The sequence below is a fragment of the Methanobacterium sp. genome (assembly GCF_016217785.1).
Lineage (GTDB): Archaea > Methanobacteriota > Methanobacteria > Methanobacteriales > Methanobacteriaceae > Methanobacterium.
Window position 1 is genome coordinate 16,759 of sequence record NZ_JACRGA010000018.1, and the last position, 25,742, is coordinate 42,500.

Annotated in this window: 29 protein-coding genes and 1 tRNA gene (1 of these 30 running past the window's edge); 13 read left to right on the forward strand and 17 right to left on the reverse strand. The window is 38.0% G+C overall.

The window, feature by feature from the left end; all coding sequences use genetic code 11:
* Window positions 1-136: 136 nt before the first annotated feature.
* The 4 genes from HY987_RS12755 to HY987_RS07575 form a co-directional block, all read right to left on the reverse strand.
* Window positions 137-310, reverse strand: coding sequence for an SRPBCC domain-containing protein (locus HY987_RS12755; RefSeq protein WP_367146886.1), 174 nt, complete (start codon window positions 308-310; stop codon window positions 137-139).
* On the reverse strand, window positions 256-648 hold the full coding sequence (locus HY987_RS07565; RefSeq protein WP_292757206.1) for an SRPBCC domain-containing protein: 393 nt from the start codon (window positions 646-648) through the stop codon (window positions 256-258). The genes HY987_RS12755 and HY987_RS07565 overlap by 55 nt, the downstream gene beginning before the upstream one ends.
* A 19-nt stretch (window positions 649-667) precedes the next feature.
* On the reverse strand, window positions 668-1,030 hold the full coding sequence (locus tag HY987_RS07570) for a VOC family protein (RefSeq protein ID WP_292757208.1): 363 nt from the start codon (window positions 1,028-1,030) through the stop codon (window positions 668-670).
* A 299-nt stretch (window positions 1,031-1,329) separates the two neighbouring features.
* Entirely contained in the window at window positions 1,330-1,791 is a 462-nt protein-coding gene (locus tag HY987_RS07575; RefSeq protein WP_292757210.1) for an SAM-dependent methyltransferase, read from the reverse strand.
* 233 nt (window positions 1,792-2,024) lie between these two features.
* On the opposite strand from HY987_RS07575, the gene HY987_RS07580 reads away from it, so the two are divergent.
* Window positions 2,025-2,786, forward strand: coding sequence for a CDGSH iron-sulfur domain-containing protein (locus HY987_RS07580; RefSeq protein WP_292757212.1), 762 nt, complete (start codon window positions 2,025-2,027; stop codon window positions 2,784-2,786).
* Here the strand turns inward: HY987_RS07580 and HY987_RS07585 are convergent.
* Window positions 2,783-3,358 (reverse strand): type 1 glutamine amidotransferase family protein, encoded by a 576-nt coding sequence (locus HY987_RS07585; RefSeq protein WP_292757214.1) that lies wholly within the window; start codon window positions 3,356-3,358, stop codon window positions 2,783-2,785. The two genes, HY987_RS07580 and HY987_RS07585, sit on opposite strands and share 4 nt — an antisense overlap.
* A gap of 195 nt (window positions 3,359-3,553) precedes the next feature.
* On the opposite strand from HY987_RS07585, the gene HY987_RS07590 reads away from it, so the two are divergent.
* The 3 genes from HY987_RS07590 to HY987_RS07600 all read left to right on the forward strand — a co-directional run bounded on the left by HY987_RS07590 (window position 3,554) and on the right by HY987_RS07600 (window position 6,077).
* On the forward strand, window positions 3,554-4,468 hold the full coding sequence (locus tag HY987_RS07590; protein WP_292757216.1) for a DMT family transporter: 915 nt from the start codon (window positions 3,554-3,556) through the stop codon (window positions 4,466-4,468).
* Between the two features lie 108 nt (window positions 4,469-4,576).
* Window positions 4,577-5,221, forward strand: a complete 645-nt coding sequence (locus HY987_RS07595) for a VTT domain-containing protein (RefSeq protein ID WP_292757218.1) — start codon at window positions 4,577-4,579, stop codon at window positions 5,219-5,221.
* Between the two features lie 457 nt (window positions 5,222-5,678).
* Window positions 5,679-6,077 (forward strand): DUF5518 domain-containing protein, encoded by a 399-nt coding sequence (locus HY987_RS07600; RefSeq protein WP_292757220.1) that lies wholly within the window; start codon window positions 5,679-5,681, stop codon window positions 6,075-6,077.
* 181 nt (window positions 6,078-6,258) lie between these two features.
* On the opposite strand, the gene HY987_RS07605 is transcribed toward HY987_RS07600, so the two are convergent.
* Window positions 6,259-6,684, reverse strand: coding sequence for a hypothetical protein (locus HY987_RS07605; RefSeq protein ID WP_292757223.1), 426 nt, complete (start codon window positions 6,682-6,684; stop codon window positions 6,259-6,261).
* 295 nt (window positions 6,685-6,979) lie between these two features.
* On the opposite strand from HY987_RS07605, the gene HY987_RS07610 reads away from it, so the two are divergent.
* The 4 genes from HY987_RS07610 to HY987_RS07625 all read left to right on the forward strand — a co-directional run bounded on the left by HY987_RS07610 (window position 6,980) and on the right by HY987_RS07625 (window position 9,525).
* Complete coding sequence (locus HY987_RS07610) at window positions 6,980-7,486, forward strand: PRC-barrel domain-containing protein (RefSeq protein WP_292757225.1); 507 nt, start codon at window positions 6,980-6,982, stop codon at window positions 7,484-7,486.
* 146 nt (window positions 7,487-7,632) lie between these two features.
* Window positions 7,633-7,705 (forward strand) — tRNA-Ala (locus HY987_RS07615).
* Between the two features lie 150 nt (window positions 7,706-7,855).
* Entirely contained in the window at window positions 7,856-8,743 is an 888-nt protein-coding gene (locus HY987_RS07620) for a cation diffusion facilitator family transporter (protein ID WP_292757227.1), read from the forward strand.
* Between the two features lie 62 nt (window positions 8,744-8,805).
* Window positions 8,806-9,525, forward strand: coding sequence for a DUF4013 domain-containing protein (locus HY987_RS07625; protein ID WP_292757229.1), 720 nt, complete (start codon window positions 8,806-8,808; stop codon window positions 9,523-9,525).
* A 171-nt stretch (window positions 9,526-9,696) separates the two neighbouring features.
* Here HY987_RS07625 and HY987_RS07630 read toward each other — a convergent pair whose 3' ends face one another.
* On the reverse strand, window positions 9,697-10,266 hold the full coding sequence (locus HY987_RS07630; RefSeq protein ID WP_292757231.1) for a thymidylate kinase: 570 nt from the start codon (window positions 10,264-10,266) through the stop codon (window positions 9,697-9,699).
* Between the two features lie 25 nt (window positions 10,267-10,291).
* Complete coding sequence (locus HY987_RS07635; protein WP_292757233.1) at window positions 10,292-10,942, reverse strand: diacylglycerol/polyprenol kinase family protein; 651 nt, start codon at window positions 10,940-10,942, stop codon at window positions 10,292-10,294.
* 200 nt (window positions 10,943-11,142) lie between these two features.
* On the opposite strand from HY987_RS07635, the gene tmk reads away from it, so the two are divergent.
* Complete coding sequence (gene tmk, locus HY987_RS07640) at window positions 11,143-11,718, forward strand: dTMP kinase (RefSeq protein ID WP_292757235.1); 576 nt, start codon at window positions 11,143-11,145, stop codon at window positions 11,716-11,718.
* A 99-nt stretch (window positions 11,719-11,817) separates the two neighbouring features.
* Here tmk and HY987_RS07645 read toward each other — a convergent pair whose 3' ends face one another.
* The 5 genes from HY987_RS07645 to mcm form a co-directional block, all read right to left on the reverse strand.
* Window positions 11,818-12,057 carry a hypothetical protein gene (locus HY987_RS07645; protein WP_292757237.1) on the reverse strand — a complete coding sequence of 80 codons (240 nt, stop codon included), beginning with the start codon at window positions 12,055-12,057 and terminating at the stop codon, window positions 11,818-11,820.
* A 148-nt stretch (window positions 12,058-12,205) separates the two neighbouring features.
* Complete coding sequence (locus HY987_RS07650; protein WP_292757239.1) at window positions 12,206-13,165, reverse strand: tyrosine--tRNA ligase; 960 nt, start codon at window positions 13,163-13,165, stop codon at window positions 12,206-12,208.
* A gap of 193 nt (window positions 13,166-13,358) precedes the next feature.
* Complete coding sequence (locus HY987_RS07655; protein WP_292757241.1) at window positions 13,359-14,411, reverse strand: 60S ribosomal export protein NMD3; 1,053 nt, start codon at window positions 14,409-14,411, stop codon at window positions 13,359-13,361.
* Window positions 14,412-14,482: 71 nt separating this feature from the next.
* Window positions 14,483-14,890 (reverse strand): translation initiation factor IF-2 subunit beta, encoded by a 408-nt coding sequence (locus HY987_RS07660; RefSeq protein ID WP_292757243.1) that lies wholly within the window; start codon window positions 14,888-14,890, stop codon window positions 14,483-14,485.
* Window positions 14,891-14,973: 83 nt separating this feature from the next.
* Window positions 14,974-16,986: a minichromosome maintenance protein MCM gene (mcm, locus tag HY987_RS07665; RefSeq protein WP_292757245.1), complete on the reverse strand. Its 2,013-nt coding sequence runs from the start codon at window positions 16,984-16,986 to the stop codon at window positions 14,974-14,976.
* A gap of 397 nt (window positions 16,987-17,383) precedes the next feature.
* On the opposite strand from mcm, the gene HY987_RS07670 reads away from it, so the two are divergent.
* A complete protein-coding gene (locus HY987_RS07670; RefSeq protein ID WP_292757246.1) occupies window positions 17,384-17,818 on the forward strand; it encodes a hypothetical protein in 435 nt (144 codons plus the stop codon).
* 163 nt (window positions 17,819-17,981) lie between these two features.
* Here HY987_RS07670 and HY987_RS07675 read toward each other — a convergent pair whose 3' ends face one another.
* Window positions 17,982-18,602, reverse strand: a complete 621-nt coding sequence (locus HY987_RS07675; protein WP_292757248.1) for an SAM-dependent methyltransferase — start codon at window positions 18,600-18,602, stop codon at window positions 17,982-17,984.
* On the reverse strand, window positions 18,603-19,130 hold the full coding sequence (locus HY987_RS07680; RefSeq protein ID WP_292757250.1) for a metallophosphoesterase: 528 nt from the start codon (window positions 19,128-19,130) through the stop codon (window positions 18,603-18,605).
* Window positions 19,131-19,592: 462 nt separating this feature from the next.
* Between HY987_RS07680 and topA the strand changes: the two genes are divergently transcribed.
* Window positions 19,593-21,740: a DNA topoisomerase I gene (gene topA / locus HY987_RS07685; protein ID WP_292757252.1), complete on the forward strand. Its 2,148-nt coding sequence runs from the start codon at window positions 19,593-19,595 to the stop codon at window positions 21,738-21,740.
* 109 nt (window positions 21,741-21,849) lie between these two features.
* Here topA and HY987_RS07690 read toward each other — a convergent pair whose 3' ends face one another.
* The gene (locus HY987_RS07690; protein WP_292757254.1) at window positions 21,850-22,053 is read right to left on the reverse strand and encodes a helix-turn-helix transcriptional regulator; all 204 of its coding nucleotides are present in this window, start codon (window positions 22,051-22,053) and stop codon (window positions 21,850-21,852) included.
* Window positions 22,054-22,078: 25 nt separating this feature from the next.
* Entirely contained in the window at window positions 22,079-22,648 is a 570-nt protein-coding gene (locus HY987_RS07695; RefSeq protein ID WP_292757256.1) for a hypothetical protein, read from the reverse strand.
* Between the two features lie 507 nt (window positions 22,649-23,155).
* Between HY987_RS07695 and HY987_RS07700 the strand changes: the two genes are divergently transcribed.
* A complete protein-coding gene (locus HY987_RS07700) occupies window positions 23,156-25,555 on the forward strand; it encodes an STT3 domain-containing protein (protein WP_292757258.1) in 2,400 nt (799 codons plus the stop codon).
* A 168-nt stretch (window positions 25,556-25,723) separates the two neighbouring features.
* Window positions 25,724-25,742, forward strand: the beginning of a protein-coding gene (locus HY987_RS07705; protein WP_292757260.1) for a GTP-binding protein. It continues 1,076 nt past the right edge of the window; only the first 19 of its 1,095 coding nucleotides appear in the window; it begins with the start codon at window positions 25,724-25,726; the stop codon falls past the right edge of the window.

Below are 25,742 nucleotides of genomic sequence, written 5' to 3' on the forward strand. Positions count from 1 at the left end.
TTAGTGATAGTCTCAGAGTCAGGACTTTCGAGTTTTCATAATATTAATTCAGATATTCCTAGAGTATTCTAATTCAGATATTCCCCTATTCGAATGTCAGGATTCAATATAAACAATTTTTACGCAACTCTCGATTTTATCCGACCATCCCAAACTTTTGTTTCAAATATTCGTTTAGTTTGTCAAAGGATTCATTCCAACCCTGTTCCATGTCATTTAACATCTTAGCATCGATTTTCTCGTTGCTAGAATGATTCAGGGTGACCTTTGTTTGACCTTCCTCTTCTGAAAGATCACTTTGATGAGCAATTCCTGGGGGAAATCAGAACTCATGTTGTAGTGGGTTGCCGGGACCATATTTCCATTTTCATCTGCAAAGGAATCGGTCATAACCAATCGTTTTAGAGGCTCAACTTCGCAAAAGACTCCCGTACTCCAGAAATCCTTACCATCGGGTGATCGCATATCACTGAGGTACTTTCCTCCAACACGAAGGTCTATTTGGGAGAACGGCGCAGTGAAGTCCTTGGGCCCCCACCAATGCTTCACCATAACCGGATCAGTCCATGCTTGCCATATAAGCTCAACAGGGGCTTTAAAAAAGCGGGTTATGGTTAATTCTGACACGTTATTATCCTTATCTACCATATTAAATACCCCCTCATGATCATTCCACTGGGAAAATTTCTATTATTCCCAGTATATTTCCTTCGGTATCTTGGAAGGATCCGGTGTAACCCATATCTGGAATGGTCATTTTTTCCGTTATCATCTTCCCGCCGGACATTTGGATTTTCTTAGCAAAATCATCGTAGGAATCAACACTAATTACATCACTAACCATAGTACCAAATTCTTTTGGCTTGATAGCACCGTTAATTCCGGGCTCATCCTCTTCTCCTGCGGTTACCAGCCAATAGTCAAATTCACCTTCCCATTTATCAATTTTCCATCCGAAAACCTCTTTATAGAATTTTATAGCCCTTTCTGGTTTATCTGCTGGTATCTCAAAATGTACTACTTTTGGCATATCTAACCCTCCTTTTTCTGGATCGGAAATAATCTGATCCAATCCCTTCTAATTCTGCTTATAACATACTATTACACTACTTATATTCGCGATCAATAATATTTTATCTGCAGCATTAAGGAAAAAATAAAATTTAATAAATTCACCATATATTGTTAAAAATTTAATAATATAAAGCTGAGTTCCTGGTTTGAGAGGTTACCCTATATTAGCTTGAATTAGGCATAAATTAGAATATTTTTGTGAATTAAAGTGAATTAAAAGAGTTTAGTATTTTATTTTATATTATGGATGCAAATTTACTCAATAATATAAAGATAGATCTGCTCTTTTTCATCTACCTCAACAGGAGTCCATCCTTTAAACTTCCATACATAAGATACAACCCGGGTTCCGGGTTTAAGTTCTTCTTGAAGTTTGTCCTTTAATTTTTCATTGGTTCTTCCCCAGAGGAAGAGAACAACTACCGTGGCAGGGCCAATGTTCTGGTGGAATAAGTTTCCCCAAATAATTTTCACCTGCTGCTGTAGTCCTAATCTGATGATCTTAAGTCGGGACCAGATTACTCGTAAAGGATCAGCTTCCACTCCCACTCCCCATGCATGATATCTACGGGCAGCTTCAATCACTATCCGACCATCACCTGATCCCAGATCATAGACCACATCATCAGCATCTACCCCTGCCATGTCAAGCATCTTCCGAACCACTTTCATGGATGATGGAGAGTAAGCTGCGCCTATGGCCAGGGGCCAAAGCATAGAAAATGCAATTATCATAATTAAAATGAGTATAATTGGAATTAGCGTATATATCGTTATAACCAGGTCTAAACCCCCAACTGCTTTTATGATGATTAACGGGTGATGTTAAATAGTTATGTGATGTGTTCAACAATTAACATCTCAGCTTCATGCCCCTTAATGACATTAATTAATTATGCTATCATGTTTAAATAAGATATGAGAAATTCACTAATTTAGAAGGGTTTTTAATGGTTGAAAATAATCAGTTAAAAAATAAAATGAAGATCAAAATCGTTAAAAATGGCCCATACATTGTTTCAGGTGGTATTCCTCTCTACGAAGAAACAATAATAACTGATGAAGCGGGTCACACTAAAGACTTAGTTGATGAAAAAGAATTTCCACCACAAAATACCTACACTCTCTGCCGATGTGGAGAATCAAAGGATAAACCCTACTGTGATGGCACACATACTCAAAAGAATTTCGACGGTACTGAAACTGCCAGCAGAAAGCCTTATATTGAAAAGGCTGAGATATTTGAAGGCCCTGAGCTCAGGTTAACCGATGCCCATGAATTTTGCGACCACTCTCGCTTCTGCCTCAGATCAGGAGGGATCAGGAATTTAATTGGGAAATCAGATGATCCTGAAGCTAGACAGACAGCCATTGAAGAAGCCATGATATGCCCCTCAGGCAGACTGGTATTATGGGATAAAAATACAGGAAAACCATTTGAAAAAGAATTTAAACCTTCTATTGTTCTGGTACATGATGAACAGAAGAAATGCCAGGGACCAATATGGGTGAGGGGAGAGATACCTCTGGAGTCCGCTGACGGCACTTTATATGAGGCCCGTAACCGGGTTACACTCTGCCGTTGTGGTAAATCTGAGAACAAACCCTACTGCGATGGGAGTCACTGGATGACTGCAGAGCAGAAATTAAAATTCAGAAAGAAATGGGGATTGGATGATAATAAAGAAACAGATGAAAACCCTGAATCTTAATCATCCAACCAGGGGGTTTTAAAAAAATCATACCAGCTTTTCAGGGTTTTTTCATCATATACATTCAATTCATCCAATATATCCCTTGCAAATTCCACAGAAGCTATGCCATTGGCAGTTATTATGCCTTTATCTGAAACAGAAGGTTGATTAACGTACAAATTACCGCCCTTGTATTCACCTATTAAACTCTTTAAGTATCCTCTGCCATTACTGGTGTGTTCAACATTTTCCACAAATCCATGACGGGATAAAAAGACAGTTGGTCCACATATAGCAGCAACCGGTATACTCAAATCAATGAATTTTCCCACCACCGGGATGAGATCCATCACCAGGTCATTCTCCCACATTTCGCCCCCAGGAAGTATCAAAATTACCGCATCATTGTAGTTAATCTCATTTAGGGTGCAGTCCGGTACTATGGAAACACCGCCCATGGTGATCACTATCTTCTGATTGAAACCAACAGTTTTAACCTGATAATTATTGGATTTGTTTATTTCAGCCACTGCCAGACCAGGTTCCCAGTCAGATAAACCATCAAATACCAGTAAATAAGCAATTTTCATGATTAAAACCCCACTGCTCCCTATTAATCAACTATCCTATTTTTAATTATGATCTTCACCAGTTACATGTATTTTTGGTATGATAAATCTTTATAAAATCATTTATAATAATCAGAATAAGGATAGAACTTATAATACTTCAATTAGTCTAAATATCTAACTAACTGTCTTTAATTAACTCTAATAGGTGTGAATGTGAATCGTTTCTGGGGATATTTGAGTGCGATAATGGTAGCATTGCTCTTTGGGGTTTGGTTCTCCTTAGATAAAATCTTACTGGGCTATTTACATCCTCTGGCCCTGGCAGCAATGGTTTACCTCCTGGCGAGTGCGCTTCTATTTTTAATAAGAATTTCACCCTTACACTGCCGTATATTGGAAATCATCCACCGCGAAAGCAAGGTAGAAATCCATATTTCACGAAAGAATTACCTGACCCTATTCTTAACAGCATTATTTGGTGCTGTTATTGCTCCTGCACTATATTTGAGTGGTTTAAACCAGATAACTGCAGTTAACGCTGCTCTTTTAACAAATGTTGAAATACTGTTCATTATTATTCTGGGCATATTTTTCTTGAAAGAGCGTGTTAAAACCAAAGATATAATTGGATTCGCTTTTTTGCTGGTAGGGGCTATATTTTTGAGCACCAACAACTTGCAGAACATATCATTTGACCAGAATTTAGTGGGGAGCATCCTGGTAGTTTTAGCATCTTTCTTCTGGGCTATGGATACAACCCTAACCAAGTTTTTAAGCAATAAGAGGGATATATTCTTTTTAACTAGTCTAAAATGTGGAATTGGGGGCTCAATATTATTTATAATAAGCATTTTCCTTGGATTAAATTTCACACTCCCGTTAAACATGATCCCATTACTACTTTTAATTGGATGGGGCTGCATGAGTTTTGCAATAGTTTTAATCTACATTGCCATCCGTGAAATAGGATCCACCCGCACCGGATCTATTTTCTCCACCAGTTCCCTGTTTGGAGCAGTAACTGCATTTATTATTCTTGGAGAACCTTTAAAGGCCACTCAACTGTTATTTGGTATTTTAATGTTTGTGGGTATACTTATCCTTTACCATAAAGGGAATAACGATTAGGAAAGAATAAGGTTTAATAATAAACCAAAAATTAATTAATGAAAAATTGAATGGATTATTGAAATGGATAATCTAGAATGAATTTAAAATCAAGGAATATCAGATATCATGTTTTCTGAGATAATTAGCAGTGTTGAATCGTTTATCATGATTAATGTATCCTGGGCAGTTTTTTTAGGCTGCATCCTGGAACAAATAATTGTACCGATTCCCGCCAGCTTAATAGTTTTAAGCTCCACTTTCATCATCCTGAAGGGAACCAGCTTTTCACTAGCTGCACTGGGGACTTTAATTGTGAAAATTGTGATTCCTGCTTCTTTAGGGATTACTTTAGGGTCCTTCGTTTATTATACTTTGGCCTATAAACTGGGAACACCATTCATAGAACGAACCAGCAAATATCTGGGAGTTTCAGTTAAAGATGTGGAGAATGTGGAAAAAAAATTCAAAAAAAGTCGTTATGATGATATATTCATGTTCCTGGCCCGTTGTTTTCCAGTAATCCCCAGCATAGCCATCAACCTTTTCTGTGGGCTAATCAGGTATGATCTTAAAAAATATATTTTTACCACATTTCTGGGCTCTGCAGTGCAGATATTTGGCTGGGGCTTGCTGGCCTGGTTCTCTGGAAATATTTACTTGGTTCTGGAAGATAAAATATCCTATATGGGCAACATTGTCACTGGAATAATCATAGTAGTTGTCATTTACTTCATAATCATGAAAAGACGTGAAAAAAATAAAAAAGAATGAATTTTATTGCTGGGCAGTTGTTTCATTTTTCGTATATTTGTTTTTACTATTAACTCTGATTTGGGGGCAATTTGGGGGAAATTGGTACAAATTTTGGAATAAATATTTAAACAATCCTCATAAAACAATTGCTGTGGAACGGGCTATTGGAAAAAATTCTAAATTCCAAAAATACATTAAAAGATGAGTTAGGGGTGTTATGATTTAATGGACGTAATTTTACCTTAAAATTCGCCATGAAGGGTTTAATCCCTTCATATATCCTCCATACATTGAAATAAAGTTTAAATTTCATTATATCATTTAAATTTGGATTATCTAAATATAGATGTATGGTTACGTAATATCACCTCGAAAATGTGTTTAGGGATTTGAAAATCAAACAAATCCTATCCACTTTTTTTTGAGGATTTATAAAAATTTTGTAAAAAAATATTTTAAATCAGGAGAGGATAGTGTGATTAAAGAGATCGTGAGATGGAGACCAATTTCAATTGGAATTATATTGGTGGTAACACTTTATGTGATTTCAGATTTGATTTCAGGTATAAGTATACTGTTACCTTCATTTTTACTGGCAGGATTAATAGTTGGATTCATAATTAATGAAAGTGAAAAAAATGGAGCCATTAATGGAGCTATTTTAGGATTAATTGGTGGATTGATCGTCAATGTCTTTTTAATAATCTATTATTACTACTTAGGATACGGGGATTATATAAGCAGCATACTACTCTACACTGTCATGAATATAGTGCTTCAAATAGTAGTGGCAGCAGTTGGAGGAGTTTTAGGATCCCTGATAAAGACAGAATCTGTTAAAAATAGACCAGTTGAAGATTCAGTTGAGGATTAAAAAAATTAATTTTTCTTTTTTTCTTTTTTGAGTATTCATTGGTATGATTCCATCATTTCCAAGTAATTAACTAAACCAAGGCAATTAAGTATTAAGGATTATTAGTTATTTAAGGGATTATTAGTTATTTGAGGGGTTAATTAATTGTTTAGGGATAGTTAATATGGTGGAATGTTTGAACTCATTTTTTAATGTTTTCTAACCATTCCACTGTCTCATCGGCTATATCTTCAGAAATATCTTCGATCCAATCCTGTTCACTCCAGGTGCACACATCTTCCTCTTCAATATCCCCCACCATGTCTTCCACACGATCCTGATCAGTATACTCTCCAACAACTGATTCGCAAAAATTGAACTCTTTATCATGATTATCAAATAGAACTTCCCAGTTTCCAGAATCCCTGAGCTCCCAATACCAGTAGTAATTTTTAACTATTTCTTCCCCGGGGTTTTGTTCATCAAATGACTCTTCTTCCTCATAACCAACAATGAGAACGTTATCATTTTCTAAATAGATGTGTTTCTCCCACACATCCTTTTCGATCTGCGCCTTTTCCAGCTCTGTTTCTTCTATTCGTTCTACCAGTTTGTCTTTCCCGATCATTTCTAATAACCCCTAAGAGGCTCATTTGTGAAACATGAAAGATTTCTATAATAAATTATAGTAAGAATTACACTTATTTTTATGTGTGGTGTATTGACAAATCATCCCGGATAATTATATCTGGATTATATCCTGTTATCCAAACCTTAAAATTTCTATTCTCTTTTATAGTTAGAAGTTCCCTTAATCCTTATAAAACAACGAAAAACGGTTATATGGTAATAATGCCCATAATTTATTATATCATTAAGGAGATAAAAATATTAAAGATATTTATGTATTGTGGGTGTTTGAAATGAAAGTTAGCGACTTTATTGGAATGAAGGTTATAGATATTGAGGCCCGGGAAGTGGGGAAAGTAGAAGACCTGGCTGTTACAATAAAAGAATGTTTGGTTGAACAAATATTCATAGCCACTGGGTCTACTTTGAGTAAAAAGTATTTTGCTGTGAAAGAGGAGGATATAGCAGCTATAGGTGATTATGTTCAGTTAAAATTTGATGGAGAAGCACTGGAAAATAAGATCAAAGTGGAAAAGCTTGATGATCTTGCTCCTAAAGAAAAACGCTTCAAAAATGTGGAGGGTAAAGTGGTTCTTGCCAAAGAGGGTATGGAAATCGGTAAAATCCATGATATGGTCATTGATCCTGCAGGATGCCTCATTCACAACGTGATCATTTCCGTGGGAGGAACCTTCAACCGGAAACAGGTCCTGATCTCCAGTGATGATATTGCAGAAATTGGGGATTACATGATACTCAAACTTTCCAAAGAACAGATTGAGCAAATAGTCATGGATTAAAACATCCACTATTTATTTTATCATAAATCTCTTATTTTTACATAACTCCATTTAAGATTAGTATTTAAAACTGCGTCTGTTATTAAGATTATATAATTTGAATTATCTTAGATTAGCCGTAGATAATAAACTATGTGTTTATCAGGGGGCTGGTAGCTCAGATGGGAGAGCGTTGCCTTCGCAAGGCAGAGGCCGTGGGTTCAAATCCCGCCCAGTCCATTTTATTACTCTAATTACATTAAAACTCTCATTTATGGGTAGTTGATATAATAAGATCCGGGGACAACTACATACTAATAAACAATTAACTAAGATTGTATAATAATATTTTAATTAAATAGGTCTTTAATCAGGGACATGGGGAAAAATATGATTAACCAGTCTTATTATTCAAGTGTTAAAAGGATTCTTTTAATTGTTTTAATCCTTAATGTTGCAGTGGCTTTAGCTAAAATGATCTACGGATGGATGACTAATTCTTTGAGCATGGTGTCAGACGGGTTTCACTCCCTTTTTGATGGTACATCCAATATTATTGGTATTATTGGAATTACACTTGCTTCTCGCCCTCCAGATAAGGCTCATCCTTATGGTCATGAGAAATTTGAAACATTTGCATCCCTGGGAATTGCATTTTTATTATTTATAACCTGTTTTGAGATATTACAGTCTGCTCTGGGCAGATTTTACAATCCACAAACTCCGGATATTACTCTTATGAGTTTCCTGGTCATGGGGATAACCCTTTTAATTAACCTGATTGTTTCCCAATATGAAAAGAATCAGGGGATGCGGTTGGGGAGTAGTATTTTGGTGGCAGATTCCAAACATACTCGAAGTGATGTTTATGTATCAGTGGCGGTGATTTTGGGATTTATTGCCATTAAGATGGGTTTTGGTGTTGTTGATCCTATAATTGCTATTATCATAGCAATATTAATCGCCCGGATGGGTATCAAAATCATTAAAAGTAGTTCCACTGTCCTTCTGGACAGCGCACCCCTGGATGCGGAAACCATAAGAAAGATAGTTGTTTCCGTTCCCAAGGTTAAAGACAGTCACAAGATCCGTTCACGTGGTCCTGCTTCCCACATCTATGTTGACCTCCATGTGATTCTGGAATCCTGCTCATCTGTGGATGAAGCGCATGAAATAGCCCATTTAGTGGAGGGTAAACTAAAAAGTTCCATTCCGGGCATTGAAGATGTGGTGGTGCATGTGGATCCCTGTGAAAAAAACAATATGGATGATAGTTAAACCAAAACCAATCATATACGATAAATGAACTGTGAGGGCTTAAATAATAATGGTGGACGATTATGGAGTTCCAGGATCTAAAAAACGCAATCAAGTATCCCCTCTCTGATGTGAAAATGATCCTTTTGCTGGGTGCTGTGCTTTTCCTGGGAGAACTGGTGAATGAAGTCCATGGAAACGATGAATATTCAACAATCTTAAAGGCAATTTTAACTTTAGTTGCTTTGATCATGTCAGTTCTGGAAGCAGGATATCTTTTTAAGGTCATCGAAGAAACTACCCAAGGTTCAGAATCATTACCAAAATTCAGTAACCTTAGGGATATGTTCCTACATGGAACTAAAGAAATCATTGTTACTTTCATATTCATTCTTTTTCCAATGATTGAAATTGTTATAAGTGCTTATTTCTTTTCTCTAAGTAAAATTACCCATAATTTGGGTGAGTTAAATTGGGGATATGCCTTTCTGGTGCTGGGATTGATATCCATAATGATTATAGGTTTCATACTGCAGGGAGTTATCCTGAACATGGTCCATAACCGGGGAAGTGTCAGATCCGCATTTCATTTTGGCAACATCAGAGAAAAAATGGGGAATGTAGGCTATAAAAATCTATTATTGACTTATATAATCGCTTTTGTCACTTTTGGTTCGTTGATTCTATTTTTCTCTGATGCCATCAAAAACATCCCCTTTGTGGGAGTTTTAATTTTAATGTTCTTTATAGAACCATATCTACTTCTTTTCAATATTAGAATTCTCGGACTGGTAGATAGATAAAGAAGTAATATTTACCGGGATTAATGAGTATAACCCGTTTAAGGATATTATAATTAGATTAAGTATAAGTATAATCAGTTTAAAGATATTATAAGTAGATTAAACATAGTATAATCAGTTTAAGGGTGTAATCTTAACCAGTTAATGGATACAAATTACATATCAAAGAAATCAAGAATTTCTATCCACATCATCTAAAATGGCATGAATCTTTTCTTTAATTTCATCAATACTTCCAGCAGTGTTGATAATATACCAATCCTGAGCCAATTCAAGGGCCTTTTTCCTCACCTTAACCAAGTCATCCATGTTTTCAAACATTTCTTCATCATTCCTGGAGGACATTCGCTTAAGAGACTCGTCTGGTTCAAGATCCAGGAAAAACATGTACTGGGATGTGGGAAGAATCATGGTGAAGAACCAGTAGAGAAGTTTGGCCAATGGAAGGGGCAGGTATGCCACACCCATCAAATAACGAACCATAATAAGGTTATCAGTTTTACCATCATATTTTTTAACTGAACGGATAACATCCAGGGCATAATAAGCTGATGCTTTGATTTTATTGATCTTTCCCCTGCCCAGCAGGGCCTTTTTTGCTTTCAGGCCGTAAGGATTGTCAAAAGAAGGATGTTCTCTGAGTATAACACTTTCACCCATGGAAAGGTATTTTTCCTGTATTAGTTTAGCCTGAGTACTCTTTCCAGACCCGTCAAGACCATCAATGATAATAAAGCGCATGTTATCCTCCATAAGTGTAAAAAAATTATACGGTCATTAAAATGTAGGTTGCAACTGCTGAAAAACAGGCAGTGAGGTTATCCAGGCCTTTTGGAGTTATTCCTTCAAAGATGGTGGCTACCAGTGCTACACCCACAATTGCCAGTGGCTGGATGGGTACAGCATAATAAGTTAAAACTATCCCTATGGTACAAATGAGCACTAAAAACATGGTGAGGGAGCCTTCCAGACTTTTATTGTCTCCGGAAATGTTGTATTTTATCTTACCGTACTTCATACCAACTAAGGATGCCATACCATCCCCATAAGACATGGCAGCTATTCCCACAGCTATAATCCAGGGCTGGTCAAAGAAAATGAGTGCCAGAACAGTCCAGGAGATGGCATAGTAAACCAGGCCTAGACCGTGACCAGATCCTGATATTCTGTCTTTTATTTTTAAGGGGGAATAGGGACTTATAAGAAAAGTTAAGAGAATAAAGGGGGCAGCTGCTAGAAGTGCCATCACCCATCTGGATTGAAAGAGGGGTAGTATGAATAAAACATTCCCCACCATAATATGCAGGAACTTTCGACTGAAATTAGGATGTTTTTTAAGTACTTTCTCTGAAATCACCAGTAAAAGTATCACATATGTGTAGACCAGTATTAAACCTAGTATGTCTCCATTATCCATGAATTTTAGTACTTCCTCCCTATATAAGTGAATTTGGATTTTTAATTATGGTTCATGGCGTATTGGATTAGTTAACTGGGGATTAACTTTAATGATTATCCTGGAATGCGAAAATTTAGAATAAGATTCTGATGGAATTGGACTTGGAATTCAGGTAACCTTCCAAAGTTTTATTAGTTATTTGGGGGATAGAAAAAGCTATGTACATCTGTTTAGAGGGAATTGATGGCTCAGGAAAATCCACACAACTAGAACGTCTGGGTAAATGGCTTGAAGATTGTGGTTTTAGTGTAACACTTATTAGAGAACCCACTGACTCTCCAGTGGGTCTGCTTATTCGGAAAATGCTCCAAAGTCCCAGTGCACAGGATGAAGGATTCCAGAGGACATTGGCACTGTTATTTGCTGCTGATCGAACTCTTCTCATGGATACTATTCGTAAAGAAGAAGAAATGAACCGGATTGTACTTAGTGACCGTTCATTTTACTCCAGCCTGGCTTATCAAAATGGTGAAGACTGGATAGCCCAGATAAATCAACATGCCCTGGAACCGGATCTGGTGATACTCCTGGATCTGGAAATTGAAACTGCACTCACCAGATGTGAGGGTACTGATAGTTTCGAAGAGGCGAATTTCCTGGAAAGCGTTCGTCAAAGATATCTTAAACTGGCCCAACAGCATGGTTTTATGGTAGTTAATGCCAGTAATGGGATGAACAAGGTCCACGATGATATAAAAAGAATAGTTGCCCCTAAACTGGGCATGTGCATATAACTGATGGAAGTACTGTTATCGGCTGAAAATGAATATTAGATGAATTAGGGATTGAAAGTTTATTTAAATCCCTGTAAAAATGTGAAAAAGAATTAGTGATCACTCTTTTTCAGGTTCTTCATCTTTTTCAGGTTCTTTTTTTTCAAGTTCTTTTATACGCTGATTGAGGGCTTTTACAATGTGATCCTGGGCATCTTCCAAGTTTTTTTTCTTCCCATAGAGTAATGGGCCGTCATCGGTGTTTTTTAGTTCCAGATTGAATTGGGTTACAACTTCGGCCATTATCCTTTCTGTTATCCCTGGTGGAATTCTCATTTCATACATCATATCTTCTTCCATGGTATCACCTCAAACATTCTAATATAATTTCATCGTTAACTTTTCTTATTTTATTCTAAATACAATTTAATTGAACTTATAATTCCCGCTTTAACTAAATACTATGTAATATTTTAGAATTATCTATTGAATTAATGGAAATTATTATCTAATTCCTAAGAAAATCTCTTACTGGCTCTAAAATTTCAGTCAGAGAATCAGCAACCCCGTTTTTCAGATCCAGGGGATGTAACTTTCCGTTCCCGTACATCTGCACCAGTTCATCCTGGGTTAATTCCAGATTCCCTCCAAACTTATCTGGCCTCTTTATAAGCAGGGTATTCCTTTCACTAAATATGAAGTGATGAGCTATTTCCAGAACTGGATTTCCCTCAATTTCACCCGCAGGACAGTAACTCTTTTTGATCTTTTCAGTGATTACCGCAGGTTCATCATCAATGGCTATGAAGTTCTCTTTACTGGAGGACATCTTATCCGAGCCATCAGTACCGTGCAGTAGTGGGGTGTGAATGCATACCGGGGACTGGAATCCTAATTTAGGAAGATTGTCCCTGGCCAGCATATGGATTTTCCGTTGCTCCATACCACCCACTGCCAGATCCACCTCTAAAAACAACATATCCACCACCTGCATCAAAGGGTAGATAACCTCCGCCACCTGATGATCCTCAGCATCCCGAGTTATCTGGGCCATACTCCTTCTGGCACGGGTTAGAGTAGTTGAAAGGGCTAACTGGTAAACCTTCATGGTGTAATCTTCTCTAGTCTGAAAACTACTACCTAAAATGAATTCAGTATCCTCAGAGAGTCCTAAAGCCCGGAAACAACGTTTGTTATATTCAGAAATCTCTTTGATTTTTTCTAAACTTCCTTTGCCATTAAGGTAAGCATGAAGGTCTGCCAGAAGAATCTTTATCTTGAAACCTGCTTCCTGCAGGTCTATCATCTTCTTCACAGTGATGGCATGTCCAAGATGCACCTTTCCTGAGGGTTCATACCCTATGTAGGCTGTTTTCTCGTCTTTTTCCAGTATAACTTTGAGTTCTTCTGGAGTTACCACTTCCAGGGCGCCTTGTCCTATAGTGTTCATTGTAGAATCTGTGTCCATTATAGTCACCATCATTGGGTTTATTGTTACTGATTTTATTTATAATTTTAAACCTTATCTGCTAATCTAAGGGGGATTTTGATAATCATTTGAGATTTAATCTACTGATTATCATTCTAAGGTTACTTGGGATGGATTTTTTGATTTTAATCGGATTATTTTTATCCCCACTACTCTTTCTTATTATTATATCCTATTTTTTAGGAGGGATGATGTAGAGTTTTCCCCTAATTTCAATTACTTCCACTTCTTCCCCTATATTTATATCTGCTAATTCGCTTAGTATATCCAGATCCAGGGGTTGGTATGTTTCAGGGTGGAGTATCTGTATTTCAGTGGGGGTTTTGGCAGTAACTGTGGTCGGCTTCACATCTTCCTTACCTGCTATCCTTTCCAGGTTAGAATATTCACGCCAGGATATGGATATATGTTCGGTTGTTTCCAGATCCTGAATAGCGATCTTACGGCCGTTTATATCAATTACCTGTCCTACATGATCCCCATGGGTTATGAAGTCTCCCTTCTGGAATATTGGGAGTCGTAGGGATATCCATATTCGATAAAGGTCCTTGCCGGCGGATTTATCCCGGCCCATGAGTCTGGGTGATTCCCCCAACATTCCACCCATCTGTTCTTTCAGGACATTTGAGATCTTCCGGGCAGCTTTGTAAGAGCCAAAATAGTAGTCCACACCCTCTTTAATTCCTACTCTTTGTGAAAGGTAAGCCATGCGGTTTTTTTTGGATAATTTGTCCAGCAAACGTTTTATTATATCATCAGCCGTCTGAATTTCTTCAGCTTCAAGTGGCCGTGTATCCGCCCTTAACTGCAGAACTGCTTCATAGTAACCTGAAGCATACTTACTGCATTCTGGGCATGCATCACGGTTGAGTTTAACGTTTACCTTAAACTCCCTTCGCACTGGTATTCCTAAAACCTTGCCACTGGCAGTTACCATCATTTCCAGAATGGAACCTCTTTGATTGATGAGATCTATTTCCAGAACTACATCCTCTGCATCTTCATCAAGGATAGACTCCTGGGCTATGGTCTGTGCAACGAAATCTTCTTCTGAAAGTTCTGTTTCCATCCATTTATCACCCACATGGATGGATGAACAGTGGGCACAAGATTCCACTTCTAATTCAGAGGGAATAGTGATCAACTTATTTCCAGCAGCAAAACAGGAATGACAGAGGCCTTTAAACAGTTCTTGGTCTTCTTTACCGCATTTAATACAGAACATAGTATCTAATCTTGATATTTGTAAATAAAATTTTTCAGGTATAAAAAAGTAATAGAATAAAAATAGGGAATTTAAAGGGTCTTTAAAGGTGCCTTAGCTCCGCATGCCTCACATTTAAGGAGGAAGATGCGGTCTTCCCTTATTATTCTGGTATCTGGTCTGTTGCACTCGTGGCACATGATGAAACGTTGCACGTAGTCTTCCATCCGGTCGTTAATCAGGTAATGGGTGAATTTTCCCTGCATTATAGCCCGGTTTCCTTCCAGGTTTCCAGCAGTACCCAGTTCCCTTAACAGGAATTTAAGGATGTGTTGGGGGTCTCGGTTCATGGCATCGGCTATTTCTCCGAAGTTCTGAATGATGGTCCGGTTTCCCTGGATTATCGAGTAGGCCTTGGGTACTGAGAACCTTTTGGTTTCCAGTGCCTGGGGTGGTAATTGTTCAATGGCTCGGTCCAGTAATTCTTCATAATCGCTCATATTTATACCTCCTTCAACTAAAATCGCATAAAATTGGTTAAATTGAATTTAACTAAATAAGAAAAATTTAAGATAATTCCAGCTCAGGCGACCCTTAAGTAACCTTGCTGGGGTTCGTAAATGATTCCTTTTCTTTTCAACTGGCGGATCAGGTCTTCTACCTTTTCCTCGCTCATATTATATCTATCTCGCATTTCAGTTATAAGTATATTGGTGGGGGCTCGTCCGCCGTACTCTTCTTCCAGTTCTTTTATAATTTCCTGAACCACTCTGATTTTATCCCTATCTGATTTGGGTGTACGTCCTTCAACCTTATCAATATCCACTTTACCTGTTTCTGGATCGTATCCTACCTGTTTTAGACAATTTTCCTGGAGTGTAATTGCTCGCTTAGCATCTTCACGTGTTACTTCAACCCCCAACCGAATTTTAGAACTTGCTTCGGATAATCGGACCAGAGCTTCCAGTTGTCTGGCTGTTATGGGGACTGGTGAGTCTTCATCTGCGGATCCACCACGCATACCTACGTAGAACTCTCGAAGTACATCCATGGCTTCATTGGTTAAGTGGGGGTGGACTTGTCGCCGGGCATAGGCAATGTATTTCCTTAATAGTTCAGGTTCGATATCGTAGGGTACGGCAGTGTCCCGGTGTGTGTTAAGAATATGGGTGGCCAGTGCGCTGTCTCTTTCAATATCTGGCTTATCTTCAACCACAAATGTCAAGTCAAAACGTGATAAAATTGTTGAAGGAAGGTTAATTTGTTCTGCTATGGATTTATAACGATCGAAACGTCCGAATTTGGGGTTGGCAGCTGCTAAGACTGAACAACGTGAGTTTAAAGTGGCCATAATTCCAGCTTTGGCTATACTGATGGTCTGCTGTTCCAGGGCCTCGTGGATGGCGGATCGGTCTTCAGGTCGCATTTTGTCCAGTTCGTCAACACAGACATTACCTTTATCCCCCAGGACCAGTGCACCTGCTTCTAAGGACCAACCACCGAACTCGTCTCTTACGGCTGCGGCGGTCAGACCTACTCCACTAGTACCTTTTCCACTGGTGTAAATACCACGCGGAGCCAGTTTTGACACGTATTTGAGCATCTGGGACTTACCTATACCGGGGTCTCCTACAATTAGGATATGAATGTCTCCTCTGATTCTGGTTTTATCATCCAGTTCTTTGGCTGAACCACCGAATAATTGGAGGGCTATTGCTTCTTTAACTTCTCTGTATCCTTTAATAGATGGTGCGGTGGAGTTGATTATTTTATTGTAAACATCGGGGTCGGCAGCCAGTTCCTTTATCTTTTCTTCATCTTCTGGGCTGATGTCTAATTCTTCAAACTCCTGTTCCAGGGCACTGATGTAGTTACCATAAATATAATTGTGAAAACGTTTTGTTTTTTCATCACGGACTGTTTTCATGGTTCCAGTGATTCTTATCACATCTCCAGGGGTCACAGTGTCCACCAAGTCATCTTCCAATATAACGTTGATCTGGCGGGGTTGTTCACCTCCGGAGAGGTTTTCCAGTGGTTCTTGAACCTTGGTGTTCTGAGTATCCAGGAATTCGGATTCTTCCTGGAGTATTCGGAAGGATCGACCTCCACATTCCTGGCAGAGGGCTGGTTCAGTGACCATATTACTTTTTTGCTGCACTTCATGGAGCCGCATACAGCTACGGCACTCGAAAATGGCTTTTTGAATTCGAGGACGGATCTCATCAGTCTTACGCACGATTCCATCTACAGCCACGAACTTACCAATGTATTTACTTCTTAAATAACGTAGGGGAATGTTGTTACGCACATTCTCGAAACGAATATGTAATTCAGCGTTTTTTCTGAGGGGATCAATGTTTTGCACGGCCTTGGAAGCAGCTTTGATCACTTCATCTGGTTTTTCAATTAACAGGTCTGCCAGGTCCGGGTCGAACATCTCTAGTTCTACATAATCAACTAGAACTGATCTATCCTCGGGATATTTCTCCAGAGCTTCGTAAACAGTGTCTTTATATTTGGTACTAAAGAACTCCTCGAACTTGGCCACAGGATTTTTAGTTTTGTCAGTTGTAGTTTCGGCTGAAGTTTCCATCGTCTAACTATAATATCTTCTATTATAAAAAAATTCTCATGAAAAACTAAAAATATTTAGAGCTCATACGGGCTTTAAACATTTTAAAAGTTGATTTAATTGATATATAATTCTTGTAAATTATTTCAGGTCTGTTAAATATCTGTTTTTAATAATTGGATAAATTTTAGGGACTACAAATTAGTAATAATTAAATAGAGTTTTATTAATAATGAAATTTGGGTTTAGATTATATTTTAATTATATTAAGGAGTTGTTTAGATATTATTGTAAAAGAATAGATGAATGTAAAAGAATAGATGAAAACTTTATGTTGAATTATAGTTTCATTTCTTAAATTTAACGAAACATAGGGTAACGAAAACATAGGAATACAGTTAAAATCAGGTGCAAATCAATGAAAAGATCAAGGTTAAGAATGTTCAAGGCTACTTCCATGACTATTTCTGTCATGGGGGTGTTGATGATCGTGGCCACAGTGGCCATACTGGCCTACCTTGGATTCCAATCAATTTCATCTTTCATATCTGCAGATGCCAGTGCTAATAATGCCAATGACCAACTAGCATCATTACAATCTGAATATTCAAGTTTAAAGACTCAATATGATAATGTGAAGGTTCAGGTGCAAGCTACGAGTAATAATCAATTAAAGACAGAGTATAATACTGCGGAACTGGAATTGATTAAAACTCAATCTGCCATTAGTGATGTTTCAAGTGCTATTTCCGTGGGTAAACCTTCTGATGAGGTAGATACAAGGATTCAAACAGCCCAAACACAACTGCAAAAGGCCAAATCGAGTTTAGCAACCATAAGATCAAAGATGTGAAATGGATAAAAAGGGAATATTCGGATTTTAATCTCTTTATTTAGATTTTAATCCATCATTTAATTTTATTTTACTTTTTTATAGCTGTATTGTTTTATATTAAAATTGAACATTTATAATTGATGCTGTGGCCATTATAAATGTTGTATTGCTCAAAAAATAGTTAATTTTGTTTCCCTGCTCTTCTAAAACCTCGGCCCACCACGTACATTTCTCCACTTTTTTTACGGGAAGAAGGCGGTTTGGTGGTTCTAACGGTTTGAAATTTTGTTTTAACCTCTGCCAGGAGTTGTGGATATCCTTCGCCCTGAAAAACTTTCATGATTATGTTACCTTTGTATTTCAGGATACTATCACTTATCTGCAGTACACTTTGTGCAAGGTCTATGGATCTGAGTTGATCTAGATCCTTAATACCGGATAGTTTAGGGGCAGCATCGGATATGATCACCTGGGCCTTACCCTGCATGGTACGTTTAATTTCATCCAGAGTCTCTTCATGGGTGAAATCTCCTTTGATGCTCCAGAAATTTTCCTCAGGGAATGATTTCATCCGGTTAAGATCAACAGCAACCACTAATCCATCTTCACCCACAGCTTCCAGGGCTACCTGAGACCATCCGCCTGGAGCAGCCCCTAGATCAACCACAAAATCTCCTTTTTTAATTATTTTATATTTACGATTTAATTGCTGTAGTTTAAAGGAAGCCCTGGAACGATAATCCTGTTTTTTGGCCTTCTTATAATATTCTTCGTTTTTCCTTTCTTTATTCCATTGACTCATTTATTCTCTTTCTCCTTTAAAATTAAGTGCTTTGCAGATGGGATCTCCAATTTTAACTATATTAGCATCTAACTTACCATCTTCCAATTCTATGAGCATCACTGATGGGTCTGATAGCCGGGGTACAGTGGGACTTCCAGGGTTAAGCAGTAGCATGTCTGGCAACTCCTTGATGAAGGACCAGTGTGTGTGACCGGTGATGAGAACTTCCACTCCCATTTCTAAACCAATATACTGTAACTGTTGAGTATCTCCCCGCGGATAAACTTCACCGTGGGATAAACCGATTTTTATACCCTCTAAATTTAATTTTTTTCTTTGAGGGAGGTCCAAACCTCTGTAACGATCCATATTTCCCTGAACACAGATGGTGGGTGCTACATCTTCCAGCTGATCTTTAATCTCAAGTGAAACCAGATCTCCGGCATGTAATATAAGATCTGCACCTTCAAAAACTTTAAAAACTATCTCAGGGATGTGGTCTGTTCTTTCAGGAATGTGTGTGTCAGAAATAACGCCTATTAACATTTCCATCTCCTTCATAATGATTATTTTTGACTTGGGGGGTATATTTTAGACTTGGGGGGGGGGGTAAAAGACTGTGAAATTTCTACACTAATTATTGTATGGATACTTTATTTTTCCATGGATACTTCATTTTTAAGGTTTGAGTTCCTGTTAATATTATATCATGATGATAAACTTGTATTCATATGCAATTTTTAATATCAATTCATATATCCTTATGATATGATCCTTAAAGATAATAAGATAATGATCCTTCAAGATAAATAATCATTCAAATGATCCTATAAAATATAATGAAGGAGTAATCCATTCCACCTACTAATTATATTAATATAATATCTACCATAATCAACCATATTATTATAATCTATATGTCCAATTATATTGGGACGGGAATGTTATCAGTGGCGATCATTGATAGTTATTATTAATCGTTTAACAATTATTATTTAAGTGATTTTCATGCACGAAGTTATAGTATGCGAAAAACCAAAGGCATCAGAGAAGATAGCCGGCGCCATACCTGGCAAAGCGGTAAAGAAGAGTTATAAAAAGGTACCTTACTATGAAATAGAAGAAGGTGGGAAGAAAACTACAGTGCTTTCTGCTGTAGGGCATTTATACTCTTTATCTCCCCTGAAAAAGGAAAAAGGACGTATGTTTGAAGTGGGATGGGTCCCGCTATACCAGAAGGATAAAAGCAAAAAGTACGTTAAGAACTATATAGATGCCATTAAAAAATTCTCCAAAAACGCTGACAGATTTATTCATGCCTGCGATTACGATATTGAAGGCACATTAATTGGTTTTAATGCGTTGAAGTACGCCTGTGGTGAGAAAAGTATTGACAATGCCGTGCGTATGAAATTCTCCACCCTCACCAAGGAGGACCTGCTGAAGGCCTACAATGAACCAATTGACCTTGATTTCAATCAGGTTGACAGTGGAGAAGCCAGACATGTCCTGGATTTCATCTTTGGAGTGAACATATCCAAACACCTCACTGATTCAGTGATGAAAGCCACCAGTCGTTACATACAACTCTCTGCAGGGAGAGTCCAGACCCCAACACTGGCTATTCTGGTTGAAAGAGAGAAAGAAATCCAAAGCTTCATCCCGGAGCCTTATTGGCTCATCAAGGCCAAAATTGAAGGGGACATAATTGCTGATCATAAAAAGGGAAAGATCTTCGATAAAAAAGTTCAAGAGGAGATACTCGCTGATTGTGAAGGTAAAGATGCTCTGGTAAATCAAATAAGCGTTAAAGAAACCCCACAATTACCTCCAGTCCCATTTGATCTGGGTTCCCTCCAGTCTGAGGCCTACGGGGTATTTGGCTTCAGCCCCAAGAAAACTCAATCCATTGCCCAGAACTTGTATGCTGAAGGTTACACCTCTTATCCACGTACCTCTTCCCAGAAGTTACCTCCCAGCATTGGGTATAAAAAGATCCTGGGACAACTGAAAAAGAATGCAGCATTCAGAAAACAGATTGAAAAACTCCCTGAACCTATTAAACCCCGTGAAGGTAAAAAAACAGATGAAGCTCACCCTGCAATCCACCCCACCGGCCTGGTACCAAAAGGGCTGGGAAGAGATTATCAGAAACTCTACGAGCTCATCGTATACCGTTTCATCAGTGTTTTCGGCGAAAATGGTCTCATGGAAACCATGAAAACCCAACTGGATATTGGAGGTCAGGAATTCGCCTTCAGCAGGAAGAGAATGGCAAAAATGGGTTGGAGAGAACACTATCCCTACCGTAAAGTGGAAAATGATGAGTTCCCATCACTCAAAGAGGGTGACTATCTGGATGCCCGGGCTTACTCTGAAGAAAAAGAGACCAAACCTCCTGCTCGGTATAATCAAGCTTCACTTATTAGAGAACTGGAAAAAAGAGGACTTGGAACCAAATCTACCCGTGCTAACATAATATCCATCCTTTATGACCGGAAATACGTTGAAGGTAAAAAAATTTCAGTCAACCAGCTGGGGGAGCACCTGATTGACACTCTCAAAAAATATTCAGAGAAAATAACCAGTGAAGAGTTAACCCGAGAATTTGAAACCAAGCTCGATGGCATAATGAAGGCTGAAGTTAAAAAAGATAAGATAATAAATGAAGCCAAAGAAGAAGTAAGCTCCATACTGGATGATATTGATGTAAACAAGATGAAAATAGGGGAAGAGCTTTACGCTGCCTACAGGGAGAGTATGATTGTGGGCAAGTGTAATTGTGGTGGTAACCTCATCATGATTAACTCACCTAAGGGGGGTAGTTTTGTGGGTTGTACTTCCTATCCTGATTGTAAATCAACTTACTCCATGCCTCGTGGGGCCGCGGTTCTTAAAACTAAATGTGAAGAATGTGGTCTGCCAATGATATCATTTGGAAAACCACGGCAGAGGGCCTGCATGGATCCTAAATGCGGGCGGGAAGGAGAAGAACCTCCACAAAACGAGGTGGTGGGTGTCTGCCCAGATTGTGGGAAGGATCTTATAAAAAGAAGGGGCAGATACGGTGAATTTGTGGGATGCAGTGGATTCCCGCGATGTCGCTACACCCGTTCACTGGAAGAAAAACAGGAACAAAAATCTGAGAAAACTTGAGTTATGTTTTCTATTAATTTTTGATTTTCGTTTTTGATTTTTCTTAATTCACCTCTTTAATCTTTTTTTAATCTCTTTCAATCTTTTTTTAATCTCTTTCAATCTTTTTTTAATCTGTTTCGTCATCAAAAATGAAAATATCGTCAATTTTACCCTTTAAAACCTTTGCTATATCATGGGCTAGTTTTAAAGAGGGATTGTATTTTCCTTTTTCAAGGAAGACGATGGTTTCTCTTCTAACGCCTACTTTTCCCGCTAACTGGGCTTGAGTAAGGTTATGGCGAGCTCTATATTCTTTTATCCTGGTTTTCATTCTTTCGCCTTCAGTTTACATGAATTTAATCTATGTCACCTTTACGGCTTAAAATTGTGTTAGCAATTAGCATAGTGGAGGTCATGACGAAGATGGTCACACCCAATAATTCAATGGGATTGTGTATATTTTGCGCCCAGTACATAGTTATTACCAGGAAAGAGATGAATACTAAAGTTATATACCATGAATATGTCGTAGCGAATGTCCCTATTTTTCTTAGACGTTCATCCTGGGCTTTTTTGTCCATTCCGACATAGGTGAAAAAATTGGCCATATAAGCAGTTATACCCAATAGGATGATAACAGCCAATAAATCACTCATGGTTTTGGTAGCCATCATTATCAACCCAGAAATCATTAAAGCAGCGGATCCAAACCAAATACTTATATTGTATACCTTGTAATTTTCACTTTCTTCATGATCCAGGTGGCTGTGCTCATTTTCTTCTTTTTTGCCTATTTTATTGAAAATTGGCACTAAAAATAATAGGAAAAATGCAAAAAACACGTAATAAATCTGATTTTCAAAGATATATCCTAAAAATCCTAAAACACCAAGTAGTCCCCAGAAATAATTGAATTCTATTTTCATTCTTTCACCTCATTTTCATAATTAATATTTTTCATTCAGTATGTTTCATTCAATTTGTTTCATTCAGGTATGTTGTTTATTTGTAACATTATGTTATTTATTTAAAACATTATGTTAGATTTTTATAACATTATGTTTGATAGATCTAACATTATACTATTTAAATCTTGGGGTCTGGTCATTAATCAATAAGAAACCGTAGATAGTACGACTGAATCTAAAATAAACAATCATTAATACAAAGTTTAACATTATTAAAACTAATTATAACCTTATAAAAATTCAAATAATATCAACGACATGTTATGAAATATAAATTGCCCAGTTTGGAACTGGGGGAGAGTCTTTAATACTTAAAACTGTCTGGGATTTATAGGGGTGTAATAATAAAATCATTCAAAACTTATACTTTAAATAGTAAAAACAGCCCAATATAAGATAATATGATATATACGTTTACAAATCAATCATAAGTAACAACTTAAGGTCAAATGGGGAATAAATAATATGGACACAAAGAACATCTTATCCAAGTTAAAACCAATCATAATAGTCCTACTTCTATTTTCTTTAGTATTCTTCCTCCGAGCGGAGGCATCTGGCATCTCTGGAGTGCCAGACCAGATGAAAGCTTATTTCCAGGAGGATAATGGTCTTCCTTACTTCAGTGAGATGGATTCATATTATAATTATCGCTTAACTGAGAACTTCGTGGAACATGGCTATTTAGGGGACACCATCAAAAATGGTACAGATTGGGACTTACATTCCTACTTCCCACCGGGAAGATCTGCAGAATATCCTCCCTTGCTTATATGGATTACTGCATTCTTCTATTATCTGGCCAATTTATTTGGGGACTATTCTCTGTTACAAGTCAGTTTTTGGACGTCGGCCATCATAGCTTCACTTTGTGTTATACCGGCCTATTTCTTCGTTAAGAGCCTAAGTAATGATTATGGAGGTATCACTGCAGGAGTGCTGGTGGGAGTTTCCACATTCTATTTCTCCCACACCTTCGCTGGTTTCTTCGACACCGACATGTTTGGTATGATCCTCCCACTCCTGGTGATATGGTTCTTCAGTGTTAGTATCACCGCCACTGAAAGCCGGAAAAAAATGTTATTCGCAGTTTATGCTGCTATTTCAATGCTGTTATTTGCCATAGCATGGTCGGGCTGGTGGTATATATTCTACCTGGTGATTTTCGTCACTGTACTGTACATGCTCATTTCTAAGTACCTATTTAAAATGGAGACCTTCAAATCATGGAAAGGATATTCCAGCAAGAAGCAGTGGTTACTTGAACAACCCGTACTACTACCCTTACTCATATTCGTGGGTTTAAGTTCAGTGTTGATGTTCATATTCTGGGGAAATCTATTCTCCTCACAGCTTCTCGAGCCTTTAAGCGTAATTCAACTTCAATCAGCTACACAGGCCACAGCGTATCCCAATGTATTCATATCTGTAGGTGAACTGCAGATTCCAAGTGCAAGCACCGTAATAGCTGATGTGGGTGGAATATTCCCATTTGCCTTTGGAATACTGGGACTACTGATGATCTTCTGGAACCTGAGGATCAAAAAAGCCAAGGGAAAAGAAGCTAAAGGAAAAGGAAAACCTCCTAAAAAGGATAGAAAACCAAGACGGGGGCGAAAATCCAGGAAAGAAGAACCCAAAGACACCAAATCCGAACAAAAAGAATTCGGAGGGATCATACCTCCTGAAAAGCGGAGTAATTATCTGTATTACGCCATACTTTTCTCTGTATGGCTATTAATCACAGCTTACGCATTTACCAAGGGTGTAAGGTTCGTGGAAGCATTTTCACTCCCAATTGCTCTGTGTGCAGGAATCTTTGTTGGATTCATTGCGAATTATCTTAAAACTCAGATAGAAAAACCACTATATCAATACGTAGCAATGGCTTTAGTGATTGTGCTGGTATGTTACGGTCCCGTAAGTTCTGCCAATGCAGTTTCCAACTCGGTTGTTCCTGGAACTGATGATGCAATGGTTAACACACTTACCTGGGTAAAGAATAACACACCTTCAAACGCAGTAATGACATCCTGGTGGGACTTCGGACACCTCTTCGCTGTTAAGGCAGATAGAGGAGTCACATTTGATGGAGGTTCCCAGAACAACGCCCGGGCATACTGGGTTGGTAAAGCCTTATCCACCAATAATGAAGCCCTATCTGCGGGCATACTTAAGATGCTGGCATCCAGTGGTGATAATGGTTATATGGCTGTGGAAAATTTCACCAATAACACCGGTAAAACTGTTGAAATCATGGATAAAATCCTGGTTACAGATAAAACTTCAGCCCAGAACACACTGACCTCTCAGTATGGAATGACCACTGAACAGGCGCAGAATGTATTACAATACACTCACCCAACTAATACCACACCAGATTTATTTGTCACCAGCCTGGACATGGTTGGTAAAGCTGGCTGGTGGTCCTATTTCGGAAACTGGAACTTTGACAGCAAAAATTCCACCAACTCCATCTATTCACTGGCCCAGGCTAATGCCACCACTGAAAATAATGTAGTTACCATCCAGGGTGAGAATAATGTAACAGTCCAGATAAATGGTACTAATGTTACTGGCGGTCTGCAAGTGAGTAAAAACAAGATTGCCCCACCTCATCGCCTGATCATTGTTTCCAATGGTACAACTGCTATGGACACGGTTGTAAATAACCAGAGCACATTTTCCATACTGGTGGTTAAACAGGATGACAACCTGATTGCAGTGGCAATGAGCAAGGAACTGGAAGACTCCATGTTCACCCGACTGTTCTTCATGCAGGGAGCCGGATTAACCCATTTCAAACTGGCCCATAAGGAACCTTCAGAAGGAATATCTGAGGTCATGGTGTGGAATGTGACTTAAATAATCCGTTCCACCACTTTCTTTATTTTAATTAAAACTTTTTTAAGTGGAAAATCAATACTAGAATTAGTGTAAGTTTTTAAGAGGACTGAACTACATAACAGTAATAAACATAAGATTTTTTAGAATAATCTGAATAATTAATACTCTTATTTTAAAGTGAGCTTTATGGACATCGAAGACAGGA

Bases quoted from the DNA above. Each gene is read 5' to 3' on its own strand.
- HY987_RS07580 (WP_292757212.1), top strand. From the start codon at position 2,025: ATGGTTGAAAATAATCAGTTAAAAAATAAAATGAAGATCAAAATCGTT.
- HY987_RS07620 (WP_292757227.1), top strand. From the start codon at position 7,856: ATGATTAACCAGTCTTATTATTCAAGTGTTAAAAGGATTCTTTTAATT.
- tmk (WP_292757235.1), top strand. From the start codon at position 11,143: ATGTACATCTGTTTAGAGGGAATTGATGGCTCAGGAAAATCCACACAA.
- HY987_RS07610 (WP_292757225.1), top strand. From the start codon at position 6,980: ATGAAAGTTAGCGACTTTATTGGAATGAAGGTTATAGATATTGAGGCC.
- HY987_RS07630 (WP_292757231.1), bottom strand. From the start codon at position 10,266: ATGCGCTTTATTATCATTGATGGTCTTGACGGGTCTGGAAAGAGTACT.
- HY987_RS07670 (WP_292757246.1), top strand. From the start codon at position 17,384: ATGAAAAGATCAAGGTTAAGAATGTTCAAGGCTACTTCCATGACTATT.
- HY987_RS07690 (WP_292757254.1), bottom strand. From the start codon at position 22,053: ATGAAAACCAGGATAAAAGAATATAGAGCTCGCCATAACCTTACTCAA.
- HY987_RS07575 (WP_292757210.1), bottom strand. From the start codon at position 1,791: ATGCTTTGGCCCCTGGCCATAGGCGCAGCTTACTCTCCATCATCCATG.
- HY987_RS07655 (WP_292757241.1), bottom strand. From the start codon at position 14,411: ATGTTCTGTATTAAATGCGGTAAAGAAGACCAAGAACTGTTTAAAGGC.
- HY987_RS07605 (WP_292757223.1), bottom strand. From the start codon at position 6,684: ATGATCGGGAAAGACAAACTGGTAGAACGAATAGAAGAAACAGAGCTG.
- HY987_RS07700 (WP_292757258.1), top strand. From the start codon at position 23,156: ATGGACACAAAGAACATCTTATCCAAGTTAAAACCAATCATAATAGTC.
- topA (WP_292757252.1), top strand. From the start codon at position 19,593: ATGCACGAAGTTATAGTATGCGAAAAACCAAAGGCATCAGAGAAGATA.
- HY987_RS07565 (WP_292757206.1), bottom strand. From the start codon at position 648: ATGGTAGATAAGGATAATAACGTGTCAGAATTAACCATAACCCGCTTT.
- HY987_RS07680 (WP_292757250.1), bottom strand. From the start codon at position 19,130: ATGTTAATAGGCGTTATTTCTGACACACACATTCCTGAAAGAACAGAC.
- HY987_RS07650 (WP_292757239.1), bottom strand. From the start codon at position 13,165: ATGGACACAGATTCTACAATGAACACTATAGGACAAGGCGCCCTGGAA.
- HY987_RS07595 (WP_292757218.1), top strand. From the start codon at position 4,577: ATGTTTTCTGAGATAATTAGCAGTGTTGAATCGTTTATCATGATTAAT.
- mcm (WP_292757245.1), bottom strand. From the start codon at position 16,986: ATGGAAACTTCAGCCGAAACTACAACTGACAAAACTAAAAATCCTGTG.
- HY987_RS07570 (WP_292757208.1), bottom strand. From the start codon at position 1,030: ATGCCAAAAGTAGTACATTTTGAGATACCAGCAGATAAACCAGAAAGG.
- HY987_RS07675 (WP_292757248.1), bottom strand. From the start codon at position 18,602: ATGAGTCAATGGAATAAAGAAAGGAAAAACGAAGAATATTATAAGAAG.
- HY987_RS07625 (WP_292757229.1), top strand. From the start codon at position 8,806: ATGGAGTTCCAGGATCTAAAAAACGCAATCAAGTATCCCCTCTCTGAT.
- HY987_RS07635 (WP_292757233.1), bottom strand. From the start codon at position 10,942: ATGGATAATGGAGACATACTAGGTTTAATACTGGTCTACACATATGTG.
- HY987_RS07660 (WP_292757243.1), bottom strand. From the start codon at position 14,890: ATGAGCGATTATGAAGAATTACTGGACCGAGCCATTGAACAATTACCA.
- HY987_RS07645 (WP_292757237.1), bottom strand. From the start codon at position 12,057: ATGGAAGAAGATATGATGTATGAAATGAGAATTCCACCAGGGATAACA.
- HY987_RS07585 (WP_292757214.1), bottom strand. From the start codon at position 3,358: ATGAAAATTGCTTATTTACTGGTATTTGATGGTTTATCTGACTGGGAA.
- HY987_RS07695 (WP_292757256.1), bottom strand. From the start codon at position 22,648: ATGAAAATAGAATTCAATTATTTCTGGGGACTACTTGGTGTTTTAGGA.